The organism is Suttonella ornithocola, from assembly GCF_001889065.1.
GTDB classification, from domain to species: domain Bacteria; phylum Pseudomonadota; class Gammaproteobacteria; order Cardiobacteriales; family Cardiobacteriaceae; genus Suttonella_A; species Suttonella_A ornithocola.
Genome location: NZ_LWHB01000151.1, coordinates 1 through 15,280 on the forward strand (window position 1 = coordinate 1; position 15,280 = coordinate 15,280).

Sequence of the window (15,280 nt, forward strand, 5' to 3'; positions counted from 1 at the left end):
ATTGCTTCTCTTTTTTGTGCTATTGCATCAAAAAGCTGATCATCTAAGTGTTCAGCAATTGCCCATAAGCCTAGGAAATATACAAATTACAAAAATAAGTACCAAACCCTTAATTAAAGTTTCTTTCTGGTAAGAACCAAAGAGTAAGTAAAACCCCCAAAAACAATAAATCCCCATTAAGAGTAAAGGTTGGAGAATTTTTAGCATAATACGCGTGATAAATATCTCCCCATAAAATTGGGCAACATTACCACTAATAGCTGATAGTGCATCAGATGCATTTTTGTTGAAAAAAGATAAAAAACCTCCGACTAGGCCTCCAATCATACCAAATTCGAGCTTTTCATTATCAGCTGAATCCAATAGACTTTGTGTTCGTGATGCGGTTGCATAGTACACAAGATAATTATCCATCTGTTCTGGAGTATGATAACCAAAATCTCCATAAATTTTTTTGGCACAACTATCAGCTTTAGCAGCTGCGACATTACCTATCATCGCTATTCCAACACGATCAATATCATCCTTACATTTTTGTCTTACTGCTTCATCTGCTAAGGACCCAGAAATCGCTTTAATTTTAGCTGCACCAATAATTTTTTTTCGTAATCCATTTTGTGGATCATGTAGCCATTTATCGCAAGATACTATACATTTTCCCTCTTTCTTTTGTAAATCTGTACAATCAGGATTATCTCCTACAATACCTATAACAGGATTTTCTGAATAAATAATTTGCGCATCTACTCCTCCTGTTTTTCCTGTTAAAATATCTGCAAAGTCATTTAAATCTTTATCAGAAACCTTAGCGCCATAATAATCAGAGCGGTCAGCTAATCGCCGTATATAATTGCGATCTAGTCTTTTACCGTTCATTGCTATAGTTAATAGTGGACTAGCAATAGAGTTAGTTATTACTGATACATCTACACGTTCTTTAGCTGCAACATTCTCAGCAACAAATCTTATAAGATCAGCATTTTTATAACTTGCATTTTGTATTCGAGTTCTTGCAGGTACTACACACTCTCTATCGAATCTCTCTATTTCATCCTGTAAAACGCTATCCTGAATATAAGTTGTTGCCAATGCTCCTTGTAAATTTCTTACATTTGGGACACAAGGAATACTGCTATAAATTACATTATTTAATCCGTGTGCTATACGAATGACTAAAGACGGCAAAATAGGTATTTTTCCGACCTCGTCAATATCAAATCTATAATTGTATCCTGATGGATGCGCATCGGTTTCTGTTACTAATTTTCCGTTATTATGCTGACAAACACTACTTAGCTTAGTATTTCTTACTTTTGTTGCATCTACTGGTACAACTGCTAAAAAAATTACTAATAACATCATACATAATTTAATGACTTGCATTTTAAAATGCTTATAACTGACATCTTCTCGATCAGCAAAAATCTCCATTAAGGTGTCGTATGCTAAACGTGCAACAGGTATAAATAATATCCATGTTGACGCTAGTAATGCATAAAATACGTTATATATTTTCCAACCATAGACAGTTAGAAAAGCTTCTAAATAGCTAGAGACTTGCATTCAATACTCCTTTAGCTATACCAAATGAGGAAATTGAACGAAGAAAACTTCTATACCAATTAGGCTAAATGCCAACCATTTTTTATGATGCTCCATATTGATATAGCTAGATCTAATTCGGCTTAAATTTTCTACCCTATTTTGGAGTTGCTGTAAGGTCTCATATTGTGCATTTTGACCCTTAGCAAGATCTAATTGTTCCTGAATATTTTTAATTTTAAGCGTTAATTTATTAACCATATAACGTAGTAGCTTAGGCAAGAAAGCAATCGTTAGTCCAATAATTAACCATCTTATAATTGATGCAATCCACCATCCTGAATTAATGATATTTTCAATTTCCTGAACTTTTTGTATACCAAGTAAAGAAAAAATGCCGATCGATAGAGAAATAAATAACAATAGAAAAATAGAAAATTTTAGAAATCTACCAATTCCACCGATATTTATAAATTTCTTCTTCATAATCAATACCTCGAATTATGTAGTTCAGCGATATCATCTAATATCCGATAATGTAGTGCTTTTTGTCGGTTCCTAGCCATTTCTGATAGTGAAGATTGCACCATATCGGCAGCTTTTACACCTGCACTCAATGCATCTTTAGCTAATTTCAGTTTAATCGTTAGTTCATCAATAGCTGTTTGTTTGGCTTTGTCCTCCAGCGCTTGTTGCTGTTGATAAGGAGGCATTTGACGAATATCTTCCATCTCAATTGGAGGCATTAGTATCAATGTTTGTTTTTCAAACGCTTGTCGAGTAATTTTTCGTTGCATATATTGTTTAAGTGCAACTAAATTACGATTTCTTATCCGACTATATTCCTGCCCATACCCTACTCCAGCTTTCGTAGATACTGCACCTGCTCCCCCATTTGCATATGTACTTAATTCTTCAGAGCCATAGATATTCTCTATAAAATCAACTAATTCTTGAGGAGAATTAAAATATCTAAGGATAGGGGCTTTCTCTTTCTCAGATGCTCCAAAACTGCTATTCCAAGAAGATTTATTGGTTCGCCCAGTAATCGTGTTAATTCCTGCAATAGCCATTGACTTGATGAAGTTGATCGGTTCTTGCCCTTCTCCGCCATATGACTTTCCATCCGCCATTTTCATACCAGCTTTGGAGGCTCGATCTTCAATTTGAGCTTTAATATTTCGGCTATTGACAAATCCATCCGTGCCTATTGTTCTTTTCCACTCGTCTGCTATGGCTATTTGTGCAATATGACTTAAGGGATCCGCATTAGGATTCGATGCCATTTCTGTTTGTACATCTTCACAAGTCTTAACATTAATCTCAAATAATTCAAAATATTCACTAAGATTTAGCTGTAATAATTGATATAAATCGGGATTGATTTTAATCAGTGCATACTCAACGGCTTGAGAGGCAATTTGTTGAGGTAAAGTTTTTATAAATGCTTTATATTCCTGTGCTTTTTCTTTTACCTGTGCTTTCAATTGAGCGGTCATGTTCTTAAAAGGATTCAGCTGACCACATTGTCGATTCAATCCCAATGAAAACCCTGCGCCCATTTTGAATGTTTTGCTGTATGAAGTAGTAGGAATACTATCTGCACCTGCGGCAGAGCCTGGAATATAGTATCTTCCTTCTTCTCCAGCTGGTATTTCATCGCTACGGATGATATTTCTTGGATCGCCTAAAATATCATTAGGATTAGCACTTGGTATTTGTGCATAGGCACAATTGAAACAAAGTAAACTAGTAATGAGAGTGATTTTTTTAAATTTCATGATTGATTTCCCTTTTGCTCTTGCCATTCACGTCTTTTGTGATCAATTTCCTGCCCGATTTGTATGGCAGCTTCCAGTTCTGTAATTCCTTGCTCTTTCATGCGACGTTTACGCTCAGATTTTTCATCCTGATCTGTTTGTGCTAACGCTAGAATCAAGGAGGGTGGAATATAGCGATTTAGACCACAACCAAATCGATCAGATAACAAAGTACCTTCGGTGTAGTAAGGTTTTTCGATAATGGCTTGCCGAATTAAATAGTGTTGCTCTTTAGTTAAATCTTTAAATTTAGAGACTTGAGAGGCTTCATCTTCTCCCATCGAGAGCAACCACCAAAATTCTGATTGAGAGAGAATTTTTTTAGCTTCATTATCAAAATCCGAGAAGTCCTGTGTGGCAAAAATCAACCAAATACCCAATTTACGCCAGACCTTTGTCGCTTGTATCATCCCTCTGATTAACAAGCCTAATCGCATCCAATAGTGTCCTTCATCTAAGAACACCTCAATATGTCTACCGTCAGCTTGGGTTTTTTCACCAAGCGCTGTGATATTTGTTAGTGTTGCTAGACCAGCGATGGCAAACATGTCTTCATTACCCTCATTGGTTAATGAACCAGTTTCAATAAGCGTTAAATCTGCATCAGCATCAAATCCTGTTCCGTGTTGATTAAATAGCTTTCCTCGAGGTCCTCTTGTCCAAAGTTGGACAGATGATGCTAAATCCCGATATCGAATTTTTAAAGCTTCTATCTCTTCTTCTTCTGCCATTTTAATCATAGCGTTATAAACATCCTCTGGTCGAGCATGAGGATCGTTGTTTTTTACTGATTGCCTTAGACCTGAGATTAAAGCCTCTTGTAGAAAATTAATATCAGACTGTTTCATCGCATCGGCTTCGGCTTTTCGACCACCTGTTACCATGATTTTTAGAATATTTAGCATTTCAGACAGGTAACTACGTTCTTCCTCTTCTTCTTGTTCACTATCCTCGCTTTTTTCCAATGTTAGATTAGCATTATCAATTTCTCTTAGTGCTTCTTTTGTCGAGTAAAATGGTGGAAAAGTATCGGTTGAAGCAGCATTAAATGTTAACCTCCTAACTTTCTTGCCCATACTTTCGTAATATTGAGCAACAAGTTCAAAGCTCCGCCCTTTGTCTAAAATAAATTGTCGTGGACCATTCATTGCCATGCTCATAATCGTCATGTAGTTCATCGTTGCCGATTTACCTGCACCCGTTGGACCAAAGACCACTTGATGTGCTACCCGTGATCGATCACTCTTAAGATAAGGATTGCACATAAAAGGCTCGCCATTACGTTTGAACATTAAATAACAGAGATTGTTCGATCCTCTTTCTGCTCCAAAAAGAGGTAATGTCGCTGCTAACTGACTTAAATAAGTCATTCTTGCTCTTAAGGCATTATTACGGTCATGCTTGAAGTCATAGACGAAAGGTAACGACTTAATAAAGCTGTCTTGAGAAATTAAATCATATTCAGGGCGAATAAAATCTAAGCATCGACTCATTTTTAAGACATCACTCGCAACTAAAGTGCGCTCTAATAGCTCATCTTTACTATTGGCTGAAAGATAAGCACCTATTTGCGTGTAATAAATTCTTTGATGATTGCGAGAGCACTCTTTTTTTGCGGCTAAGGCTTGTTCTTCAGCATAATCAGCAGATTCGGAGGATGTTTTTTGTGCGGAAATTAGAATCTTATCAATGTGATCATCAAGTACAGCTTTTGCTTGCGGAATAATGGTCCAGCACATCATTGTGCCTGGCGGCATTTGTTCCCATACAGATGCTGATATTTGTCCTCCTTCTAGCTGTTTTCCAAGCGTTAAACAGCCATCCATTGGACATTGATTGAGTCCTTGTGTAGTAAGATATCTAATATATCTTTTGCCAAATCGCCAAATGCCTCTTTCTTCTTCAAACTCTGGGTTAGCAACATAGCTCGGCTGAATCATGAAACATTGCTGTCCAACATCATAAGAAGCGAGAGTCTGCTTACTTTCGTGTTCTGCTCGAGAGTTTTTTTCAAATTGGCCAACTGAAAAATAAGACGCCAGCCAATTAATGAGTTCATAATCATCTAGAATTCGGGAAGATATGCGTAGTCCATTTAATGCTGCTAAAAAAGCGCCCATATCATCTATGAGTTTTTTTTCAGGCGTTTTTCTTTGTTTTTTCCAATAAGCTTCTGTTTCAATACGATATACACAAAGATATATTTTTTGTGTTGATACGCGCCAACCTTTATCTTGTGCTGTTCGAGAGTCTGGAAATGCGCCTTGTTCATGTGTTATGAGCTTATGATGCTGACGCATCATTTCAGCAACAGATAATGATAATTTGTCATCTTTCAAATGATTAGGCATTTGTGCAATCATATAATCACCTAGATTATCTATTTCTGCTGATTGCACATATATTTGTACGATGTAAGGAGCACTGGTATCTTCTTGCGGTAATTGTTGTAATGCTGATGCAAGTTGGTCTGAAAAATCTGATAAGGTGTCTTCAGGCTTAGCATCCATGTCAGCTGCAGATAACTCCCACACCGCTCCAACATTAATACCATCATCCAGTTCGAAAGTTTTTGTGTCTTTGTTGAAGCCTACAACCGGAAAATGGTCAACAAAAGAAAGATCGGCTTTAAACAAATTTTTATGTTCGACCTCCGAAAGAGGGATTGGTCCAATAAATGGCGCTATTCCTGATAATCTTAATAAAAGATTGGTTAGAGCATTCATGGTGTAAAGCCCTCTGCTGAACCTTCTTCTCGTAAAGCATAATGATTTTGTTTATATAATCTAAAAGTAGTGAAATATCCTGGGACAGGCATACCACTACTATTAAAGTGCGGATAGATATACCCGATTAACTGTGGATTAGGAACACTTTTAAAATCCTGATTCAGTTCATTGAGATGTGATGAGGTAATGGTTGACATTGATGGAACATCAACAATTTCTACGGTGTCCTCAATAAGATAATTATTAATATATCTAGCATTTGGTCGACTGACTGTCTTGTGATTATCGTTAAGATAGTCTCCACTCATAATTTCTTGAGGCGTTGGTCCGCCATCAGGCAATAAATGACCATTTTGACTGCTACAGGCGGTTAGCCCTAAGACAGCAAATATCGGTAACGAAAAATATTTAGTCATCATTTATGCTTCCTTTTTCATCATAGATATATGAGATTTTTCGTGCTTGCGTGTTGTAATCAATATCAATTTGTTGCTCTACAATTAGCTGCACTTTTTTTGCTTGAGGCACATATACAACATCAAATGCATCGACGGCACGCTGTGCAATATAGTCAGCAATGGATTGCGCAGTATTTGACAAGCCTTGAGAGGCTGCATATGTATAGGTATTGCCACTGACATATTGCTGTAGTCCTAACCCACTACTATCCGTTGTAGTCTGTGATGCGCCGTAAGCAGCAGCTAAGCCTTGAAGAAAAGCTGCTGCACTTCTGCCTTTTAAATATTGTTCAGCATTATTGATATAAGCACCTCAAATACAAGGTTTACCCCATTCATCTGTCAAATAAGCTAAGCCTGAATAAGGACTTCCTTGTCCCGCACCTTCTCCTGAACCGCTATTACCTCCATTAACCGTGCTAATCCGCCCATCTTTAAAAATAAAAGTAATTGTTTGAATAGCTGCGCGCACACATTGTTGCTCGCGATTACCTATAGCCGTTCCCATTGCCACCATTTTGGCAATCCCTGGAATTTGATGACCATTAGCAGCTAAATTATCTGCACCAATTTCTAACTCGAATTTGAATGGATCATTGACATTACCCCCGTAAGGCACTCGTCCAACTAGGGGAGTCAATAGAACACTATCGCTCAATATTGTTGTTATAGGGAGAGTGTAAACAGGCCATATTGTTCGCTCCTGTTTAGGATTGACAGATGCAATGGTTACACCGACAGGATTTGTCTTTGTATTAATATTATTGGTATTTACTCTAGGCAAATCAGGTAATAGATTTCCGCCACCAAAACTTGAAAATGGATTATTACTCCCTTTAGAGGATATTACTCCAAGCCCGTAGGGTGAAAAATGTGTTCTTTCAGGTCTTTCTACTTGCTCTACATTAGCTTCATTATCCGTGCCCGTTGAAGGACGAATGGCTTCTGTTATTGAGGAAGTTGTAGCTGTTGTAAATGGATTATCATCTGTATTGATAGACGAAATCGGTTTTTCAGCACGTTGAGACAATTGAGAGGTTAGATCGACGATTTTTTGTTCCAGGGCAGAGACTTTATCATTAACCGCTGCTTCAACTTTTGATGAATCAAATTCCTGAATCTTATTGCCCGCATTACTCATCAATTCCTGCAGGCGATTTTCTAAGTTGCCTAGCTGAGCTTTAAGTTCAGTATTTTGCTGATCAATCGCTTTATTTTGATTTTCCAGTTGTTGAATTTGTGTGTTGAGCTGGGCTTGCTCTCTTGTTTTATCATTTCTGGATTGCTCAAGTTTTAAGCGGTCAATTTCGGCTTGCATTCTTGCCTTTTCTTCAGCATTTCTTCTTGTTTGTTCCTCCAATGCTTCCTTTATTTGCCGAAATTGCGCACTATAGGTGCGAACTTCCTGCGCATAAGTCAGATCCTCCGCACTTTTTTGTTCCGCCAACGGGTTGGTTATTGCATTGTTTCCAAAACTTATATTGTTATTTTTGTTCTTAAAAATAACCATTGACGCTATAGCAACTAAAATCACCAAAACGAAAAGCGCCGCAACTTTTGCTAATTTCATTATCGACCTCCCCGAATAGCTTGCTCAAATGGCATTAGAGAGATAAATACCCATACATCTCTGTCATATTTCATTCCTCTAGGTTCAAGAACTTCATACAATGCAGAAACAAATTCAAAATTACCTCTAATGGCTCTTGGGTCGAAACGATAAGCAATATGACCTTTATTTTTTACGCCAACAGCAGTGATATAGTATTTGTCATAACGCCAGGCATTCAGGATACTTATATCAAGTCTATTATTCCAAACGCGTAAAAAGCGAAACTTACCTAAAATGGGGGTTTTTAATCGTGTTGCAGGTAAATTCTCTATTAACCTTGTTGGTCCGATATAGTGCTGATAGGCAAAGCGAGCAAGGTCTATATAATTTGGTGAGCGTTTTTTAGCAGAAGATTGTCCATTATCTAAATCATAATTGCCCCGTAAGACTTCAGGAACATCACTATTATCTGTTTCAGGTGCGATACTTTTTCTTTGGGCTAATTGCTCAGAAGTAATGAGCTGTAAAACCTGTTCATCTTGATCTTGCGAAACATTTGGTGTTGTATGGATATCTAATAAAATGACTTGCCCTGCAGCAGTCGTTGCAATCACTCTGGAATTGGTTATAGATCGCTTAGCTTTCCAAAATAACACGCCATCTGGCTTTAAAAATGTATCAACTGAATCCGTTAATTCCGTTGGTAAATTAAGATCAATAACGGTTTCAGGAAATTCAATCCGAATTTCTTGATTCATTGGCAATGCAACGTTGACAGGTGCATTACTCAATAAAATTTCTTTAGCAGATAGGGTGTGAGCAAGGGTGAGTAAGCATAAGCCATAGAATGCTTTTTTTATCATTTTACATCCTTTAGATCATCATATTTAACAACACTAGGTTCTTGCCAGTAACAATCAATCGATAGCGCCCAGGGGTTAAACTGGGTCGGAGAATGGCTAAATGTAACCTTAAGTGGATATTGCATAATTTGTTTGCGAGTAGTTACACCATTGATATCTTCATCTAAGGTATACTCAAGAACGACGTACCAAAGCTCTGGCGTGATTTTTTTTACTCGGCTAATATCAAAAACAGCATTTTCAGTAGGTGTTAGACGTCGAGCTCTTGAGCCCATATAGTCTATTTGTCTATCAAAACGGCTGTTTAAATCGGTATAACATTGGTTAGTTAAAAAAGCTCGATAGCGATTTAGATTTTCTTTATATTCTGTTGCACAGCTTTCTTTACAGTAATTCAAACTTTCCCAAAGCGTTCGTGCAAATCCATAGATGGCGGTTTCAGGGACTTCTTCAGGCTTTTGCAAAAAGCCCTTGGTAACATCAGGTGCGGTATACACTACTAATTGGTGGGGATAGGTAGAAAATTTATATAGTGCAAAGGCGATAATGCTTAGCAAGATAAAGATAATACGATTTTTAATCCGCCCTTCCATTGCCATTTTCTCTTTATTATCTTTAGGTATCATGTATTTCTCTCTCTTTGATAACGCTTTGCAGGCTGTACAAATTTACTGCTTCTATAATTCAAAACGTGTTTCTCATAAAAAAGTGGGCGACCCGCACGCAATGTGCGGATCTTGCCTAACTTACGCATGGTAATAACGGCACTTGATCCCATGAGAAATAGAAAGCCACATAAAAAGCCAATGCCACCATTAACTAATATGCCAACACTTGCACCAACCACTAAGCCTAAAATCGCTCCCATCATCATCCCTGATTGGGTGGCACGAATAATTTCTGTCCATGTGCAGCCAAAATAGACAATTGGCTCTCGTTCAAGTTCCGTTAAAATCATGCTCGGTTTCATACTTTTCCTACATTTTGTCCCAATATTCGCTATATTTATCAATGAGTTCAAATTCTAGATATCCAAGGAAAATGGCAACCCCTAGTCCGATGAAAACCATTAGTAAGTTGATAAAGAAATCTCCCCAAGCATTATCTCGGCGAGCATCTTGTAATGAAGAAAAAATGCCGAGAATCGACTTAGAGAAAGCAAAAAATAGAATGACGAAAGTTAACGCTACAATGAGTAATTTAATCCAAAACCCCATGCTTGATTTGAGGTCAGTGTTTCCAGCAGCGCCCGTTAAAGAAACATTTGCTAGTGGATTGCTAACAGCTTGCCCGAAAGCAGATGTCTGAAATAAAACCATAGCAAATAACATTAATGTATTCATCCGATTGAAAACATTGTTTAATTTGAGCATATTTAATCCTTATGAATATTGAAACATCATGGATGATTAGCAATGCCTGCCATCACCATAAAAATGAGTAGAAGTAAAATGATAGAAAGTAGAATGACCACCATATTGATGATGGCCTTCTCAGGCGCTAAACCACCTAGCTTTATCTCTGATTTTATTGCTAAAATTGCTATAGAAAACAATAAAATCACAGAAATAACCAAAATACTCCACTGTAAAATAGAGCCGAAATGAGACATTCCTGAGCCCGTATCAAAAGCCTTTATCGCTTTAGAAACGTCTACAGCTTTATCTGCCATTATGGTGCTACCTTTGTCATAGAGCTTTTAATAACAGGTGGAGGTGCGGTATGCAGTTCCATCAAATTATCGTTTAGATATTCCTGCGCGCCATCTCGCGCTGCTCTTAACTGAGCGATTAAAGCAACGTAGTTAAATCGTATTTTTGAGCCATCCTCCTTATAATTAATTTGTAATTGCTTAGTAACTTCAATGAGATAATTCAATTCTTTGACAATTTCGGCAATATCACGTTGTTGCTGTTGCCATACGCTTTCATCTGCATGTGTAGGCAAGGTGAAAAGTAAACAGCCCAATAAAAACGGTTTGAATTTCATACTGTCTCCTAAAGATATTTTTTGTAGGTTGAGAACGTCAGGTAAGTTGTAAATCCAAATAAAAATGCGGATGGCATTACTATCCATGCAGGATTAACGGCATTAGGCCAAGATAAATACAACACAGGAGAGATAACTAGCACTCTACCTACCCACGTTTTAGCATGGTGAAAAAGCTGAGCGTGTTCTAAACCGCCACCAACCTTTCTTAATTCGCGTTGGACTAATCCATCAATCATGGCAACAAAAAATACGAGAACATAGAAAGCGGTACTTAATAAAATAATGAAACAGCGTATGGCAGTAACCATGACGCTATAGACAATGTTTTGCCAATAGGGTTCAATTGATTTAAGCACGCTACTGACATGCCTCATAAAACCGTATTGCTGATTTCCAATAACGTTGGGTAGTGAAAGCCAATCATGGATTTTAGCTGCAATTAATATCGCTATATCAGCAGGCGGTAAGCCAAAAATAGATGTTGTGAAGTTTTTGCCTAAATAGGCAATCTCCTGTTTCATGACATTTAATTGGTGACTGGTATCCCACCACCCCATAAAAATACCGAACCAATCAAGCAATATGCTCATAATGGTGGTAAATATTAGGAAAGAGATAATTCCGAAACTAAGTTTTAATAGGAATGTAATTGGGGATAGCATTCCTGGCCCACGTTTCTCAGAGGATTTTTTTTCAGCCATTGAAATCCTCTCGTCCAATTGTTCCTAAATCATCTAGCATTATGTTGTATAAATTATCTGACCTACCGTGATTCACGACTTCAGGTACATTTAGATACTCATGATATTTAGACCATTCATCTCCTATTGTTTGATAGCGTTTGCGCATATCACTCGCGACAATAGCGATGTTTTCAGGGATTTTTTCGTTTTTATCAAACCGCAACCAAGGGATTCGTAATTTATAGAGATTACCGCCATCTAATAAGGCAAATGCTTGCCCTTTAGGTAGCTGTGAAAGATCAGACACTCTGATTAAATCAACGGCTTTAGTGGTTTCACGTGACTGCGTAGAGGATGAGAAAATGACATCACTGGTAATATCGCTATTATCAGATGCACTTGAAAAAGTTGAGAGATGAGAAACGTTTACCTGAGTTTGCTTCTCAGTAATAATTTTAGCAGTAGTTTCATTCAAAACACGAAGCATAATAAGGCTATTAAAGTTTCCAAGCATCTGTTCTGCTTTTGGTTTTGAGCCAATTCTCGCCTCTATATCCGATAAGGTTTGGGTATAGGCGGTGACTTGTATACCTGCTCCCCCTGCTTTATTCAGCATAGGAACGAATTCTGGTCCAGCTAGTTCATTAAACTCGTCTGCGTGTAAACAAATTTTAGGGGTATAGCCTGTATTTCTATATTCGGGTAACCCGTGATCTGTCCCATGTTTATATAGTCGTCCTGCGATAGAGGTCAAATCAGCAAACATTGAATTACCAACGGTTGCCGCAACTTCTGCGTCAGATAAGGCATCTAAACCAACATAGACGATGCCGCCAGATTGAATGATTTGTGACCAACTGAAAACATCTTTATTTGGGTCGCTATAATCGGGTGCAACTAGCTGAGAAACTGCTCCAGTTGTCATCTTTTCGAGAAATGGGTCTAGTGATGCAACTAGCTTTGCCATATAACTAGAATCCGTCGAAAACGCTTTCATCAGAGAATTACCAACGTCTCTTTCTGTATCAGTTAAGGGTAATCTTTGGTGAATTTCTCAATATAAAAGCCACATTGCCTTTCCTAATTTGCTTCTATCTTGCATAGAGCGAGGCAACGTAAAATCAAATCCAGCTTTGCGTCGATCTTCAGCTTTCATATCAAGAGCTGCTTCAAATTCAGCAATACGCTTCTGATAGCTATTTACGTATTTTTCGAAAAGCGTTGTCATAACGTCAATGAACAATGGATCGACATCTTGTGCATACATTTTGATAATGGGATAAGAGGGAGAGCGCCCTAATAAAACCAACCCTTTCGCTATTTGGTTTACAAATCCCCAAACAAATTCTCGAAACGCTAATGACTGCCCTTCTCCTGGCATTTGGTTGGCAATTCTAGTTGCAACTTTAGTTACCCGTAAGAAAGAGCCAACAGGGTTATATTGAGCAGAAAATTCTGGATAGCCTAAATGAAACATATAAAACTGGTCTTCACGACCTGCTTTTTTCGCTTCGGTATACATCCGTAGTAATAATTCCTGATCTCCTTTGGGATCAAAAACGATAACAACGTCTCCTCGATGGATATCTTGTGTAATTAAAATTTCTGCTAGTCGTGTCTTACCAACACGCGTTGTTCCCATGACTATAGTCAAATCAGCTAAAAAACAGAACGTTATCTACCGCCAGAATGGCTAGATAAGGGCTATAGGATGTTTTGTTTTTTAGCTGATCGCACTATAATGTATGCGCAACACGGGTAGATAATGGTTGTAAGATTTTTTCTTCACCCTCTGGCATTCCTACGGCATGTAGATAGCTTTTTCCTTCCAAGTCAGGCAAAGGTTTCCAGGGATTTAAAAAATGGTCTGAGTCTAAAAATTTAACCAGTAATTTTAATCTACGATTATTTTCATTTTGATAAACGAATTTTCTAACCCAGCGATATAATTTTGGCAAGCGAATATATTTTTCGTTTCTAGGCAATTCGGCATCATAAATTCTTTGCGCATGTATTGCTGTCCAAGTAAATCCCATGCCTAAAAACTGTTTTTTATAGGATTTAGCTAACTGGGAACTACTCATTTTATAAATGGGTAGGCGAGTTAAATTTTTTTGATACTGTCGAACTTTTCGTGCTTGTCTAAAACGTTGAATGCCTCTCAACGTAAATACTGCTGCTCCAGTATAAGCAATCACGGGTACAACAAAAGCAAGTTCACTACCAATCACCAAAGAAGCAGCACCTGCAAAATAAGCAGTCGCAGAAACATATTCAAACGGGTCTCTTAGTAGTGCTTCATGCTCATAGATTTGACTCATGGTGATACCCGTCCATTATCATAGTAAGCTGGATAAAATCTGATATCTAATACATCAAGCATCATGTCGAGTCTGACATCATGAGGGTGTAAGGTGATTTTGGCTTTTATATTTGGATAAGCCTCTTTAAATTGTTGTAGATTTTTTTCTGTTCCAATTAAAGTGATATTTACCGTAGGATCGCTTAATAACGTTTGATATTTTTTGATAAATTCTACGGATAATGGATCTGTTCCAATTACAAGTAATTTGATAGGCACGATTGATAATTGCCCTTTTCCCTTGGCTTGATATGCTTGGAATGACTTATTTTCTACAGGTTTAATTTGTTGTTCACGCGCAATTTTCTCAAGCTGTTTCAGTTCTTGATCGGTTGTTAATTCTGTTACAGACTGATTTTGTGCAAACGTTGAAACTGCAATGGTATTGATGGCCAGTAATAAGTACTTTTTCATTTTTTTATCTCTTGGTAGTAGTTAGTGACTTTTGAGACATAACGGCGTGTCTCGCGATAAGGAGGTATCGTATTTCCGTATTTTTTGACTGCCCCAGGTCCTGCGTTATAAGCAGCTAGAGCGAGATCAAGATTGCCAAATGTTCTTAATTGTTCGGCAAGATACTTTGCGCCGATATGTATATTAATTTCAGGATTGAGCAGATCTTTTAGATTGTGTACACCAAGAGTAGATGCTGTAGCAGGCATGATTTGCATTAGCCCGACAGCCCCTTTGTGTGAAATGGCTCTAGGATTTGAAGCAGACTCTTGTTTTATGACCGCTGCGATTAAAGCAGGATCAATGTTATGCCTTTGAGCAGCTGCATTAATAATATCGGTATAAGTGCCGAGCTTAATTTGTGCTTTGTTTTGATAAAACTGTGCAGGGGAAGACAATTTAAGTCTTTTAGCGACTAAATCAGCTTGCATGACTGGGTTGGTCATTTCAGCTAAAGTTAAAGTTGTGTGACTAGAAAAATCTTTTAATTGCAGCTTAAATAAGCCGTATTTTGCAGATTGATCGACTTGTAAGTATCGAATTAAATCTAGTTGACTACGGAGTTTGATAGCTGAACCATCAGTTTTCCAGATAATCCACGGCCAAGGGATATAGTCAAATCACTTATAATCCAATCTATCCAAAGCAGATATAAAGAACAACTTGTAGTAGAATTATCAAAAACAAACTGAGCATATCCTATGACCTACTGCAGCCAATTCCGACAGAAAATTCTTAACGATATTGCTAATGGAGAAACTTGGCGCGCTGTTGCAAAGCGCTACAAGATCAGCAAATTCACCGTCTATAGCTGGATTAAAAATCC

At 37.6% G+C, this 15,280-nt stretch carries 19 protein-coding genes and 1 pseudogene; 1 reads left to right on the forward strand and 19 read right to left on the reverse strand.

Annotated features, from left to right (window positions below):
- Window positions 1–51: 51 nt before the first annotated feature.
- From A5N85_RS10915 to A5N85_RS11005, 19 genes and pseudogenes are all read right to left on the reverse strand, one after another.
- Window positions 52–1,563 (reverse strand): conjugal transfer protein TraG N-terminal domain-containing protein, encoded by a 1,512-nt coding sequence (locus A5N85_RS10915; protein WP_072577250.1) that lies wholly within the window; start codon window positions 1,561–1,563, stop codon window positions 52–54.
- Window positions 1,564–1,578: 15 nt separating this feature from the next.
- Window positions 1,579–2,028, reverse strand: a complete 450-nt coding sequence (locus A5N85_RS10920; protein ID WP_072577251.1) for a hypothetical protein — start codon at window positions 2,026–2,028, stop codon at window positions 1,579–1,581.
- Window positions 2,029–2,030: 2 nt separating this feature from the next.
- Window positions 2,031–3,350: a hypothetical protein gene (locus A5N85_RS10925; RefSeq protein ID WP_143143260.1), complete on the reverse strand. Its 1,320-nt coding sequence runs from the start codon at window positions 3,348–3,350 to the stop codon at window positions 2,031–2,033.
- Entirely contained in the window at window positions 3,320–6,088 is a 2,769-nt protein-coding gene (locus tag A5N85_RS10930) for a conjugative transfer ATPase (RefSeq protein ID WP_072577253.1), read from the reverse strand. The genes A5N85_RS10925 and A5N85_RS10930 overlap by 31 nt, the downstream gene beginning before the upstream one ends.
- Window positions 6,085–6,510: a TIGR03751 family conjugal transfer lipoprotein gene (locus tag A5N85_RS10935; RefSeq protein ID WP_072577254.1), complete on the reverse strand. Its 426-nt coding sequence runs from the start codon at window positions 6,508–6,510 to the stop codon at window positions 6,085–6,087. The genes A5N85_RS10930 and A5N85_RS10935 overlap by 4 nt, the downstream gene beginning before the upstream one ends.
- Entirely contained in the window at window positions 6,500–6,691 is a 192-nt protein-coding gene (locus A5N85_RS15740; protein ID WP_072577255.1) for a hypothetical protein, read from the reverse strand. The genes A5N85_RS10935 and A5N85_RS15740 overlap by 11 nt, the downstream gene beginning before the upstream one ends.
- Before the next feature lie 171 nt (window positions 6,692–6,862).
- The gene (locus A5N85_RS10945; protein ID WP_072577256.1) at window positions 6,863–8,119 is read right to left on the reverse strand and encodes a hypothetical protein; all 1,257 of its coding nucleotides are present in this window, start codon (window positions 8,117–8,119) and stop codon (window positions 6,863–6,865) included.
- On the reverse strand, window positions 8,119–8,964 hold the full coding sequence (locus A5N85_RS10950; RefSeq protein WP_072577257.1) for a DUF3438 family protein: 846 nt from the start codon (window positions 8,962–8,964) through the stop codon (window positions 8,119–8,121). The genes A5N85_RS10945 and A5N85_RS10950 overlap by 1 nt, the downstream gene beginning before the upstream one ends.
- Window positions 8,961–9,590 (reverse strand): DUF2895 family protein, encoded by a 630-nt coding sequence (locus A5N85_RS10955; protein ID WP_072577258.1) that lies wholly within the window; start codon window positions 9,588–9,590, stop codon window positions 8,961–8,963. The genes A5N85_RS10950 and A5N85_RS10955 overlap by 4 nt, the downstream gene beginning before the upstream one ends.
- A complete protein-coding gene (locus tag A5N85_RS10960) occupies window positions 9,587–9,934 on the reverse strand; it encodes a DUF3487 family protein (RefSeq protein WP_072577259.1) in 348 nt (115 codons plus the stop codon). The genes A5N85_RS10955 and A5N85_RS10960 overlap by 4 nt, the downstream gene beginning before the upstream one ends.
- A gap of 7 nt (window positions 9,935–9,941) precedes the next feature.
- Window positions 9,942–10,337 (reverse strand): hypothetical protein, encoded by a 396-nt coding sequence (locus A5N85_RS10965; RefSeq protein WP_072577260.1) that lies wholly within the window; start codon window positions 10,335–10,337, stop codon window positions 9,942–9,944.
- A gap of 26 nt (window positions 10,338–10,363) precedes the next feature.
- Window positions 10,364–10,636 carry a hypothetical protein gene (locus tag A5N85_RS10970; RefSeq protein ID WP_072577261.1) on the reverse strand — a complete coding sequence of 91 codons (273 nt, stop codon included), beginning with the start codon at window positions 10,634–10,636 and terminating at the stop codon, window positions 10,364–10,366.
- Window positions 10,636–10,953 (reverse strand): RAQPRD family integrative conjugative element protein, encoded by a 318-nt coding sequence (locus A5N85_RS10975; protein ID WP_072577262.1) that lies wholly within the window; start codon window positions 10,951–10,953, stop codon window positions 10,636–10,638. Before A5N85_RS10975 ends, A5N85_RS10970 begins: the two co-directional genes overlap by 1 nt.
- An 8-nt stretch (window positions 10,954–10,961) precedes the next feature.
- Window positions 10,962–11,657 carry a TIGR03747 family integrating conjugative element membrane protein gene (locus A5N85_RS10980; RefSeq protein WP_072577263.1) on the reverse strand — a complete coding sequence of 232 codons (696 nt, stop codon included), beginning with the start codon at window positions 11,655–11,657 and terminating at the stop codon, window positions 10,962–10,964.
- The gene (locus tag A5N85_RS16245; protein ID WP_211268180.1) at window positions 11,650–12,606 is read right to left on the reverse strand and encodes a TraM recognition domain-containing protein; all 957 of its coding nucleotides are present in this window, start codon (window positions 12,604–12,606) and stop codon (window positions 11,650–11,652) included. The genes A5N85_RS10980 and A5N85_RS16245 overlap by 8 nt, the downstream gene beginning before the upstream one ends.
- A 264-nt stretch (window positions 12,607–12,870) precedes the next feature.
- Window positions 12,871–13,290 (reverse strand): annotated as a pseudogene (locus tag A5N85_RS16250) (type IV conjugative transfer system coupling protein TraD); the annotation flags it as partial.
- 85 nt (window positions 13,291–13,375) lie between these two features.
- Window positions 13,376–13,960 (reverse strand): P-loop NTPase family protein, encoded by a 585-nt coding sequence (locus A5N85_RS16255; protein WP_072577266.1) that lies wholly within the window; start codon window positions 13,958–13,960, stop codon window positions 13,376–13,378.
- Window positions 13,957–14,415, reverse strand: coding sequence for a hypothetical protein (locus tag A5N85_RS11000; protein ID WP_072577267.1), 459 nt, complete (start codon window positions 14,413–14,415; stop codon window positions 13,957–13,959). The genes A5N85_RS16255 and A5N85_RS11000 overlap by 4 nt, the downstream gene beginning before the upstream one ends.
- Entirely contained in the window at window positions 14,412–14,900 is a 489-nt protein-coding gene (locus tag A5N85_RS11005) for a lytic transglycosylase domain-containing protein (RefSeq protein WP_072577268.1), read from the reverse strand. Before A5N85_RS11005 ends, A5N85_RS11000 begins: the two co-directional genes overlap by 4 nt.
- A gap of 255 nt (window positions 14,901–15,155) precedes the next feature.
- Here A5N85_RS11005 and A5N85_RS17780 point away from each other — a divergent pair.
- Window positions 15,156–15,280 (forward strand): helix-turn-helix domain-containing protein (locus tag A5N85_RS17780; RefSeq protein WP_143143250.1); only part of this gene is annotated, 125 nt, incomplete at its 3' end.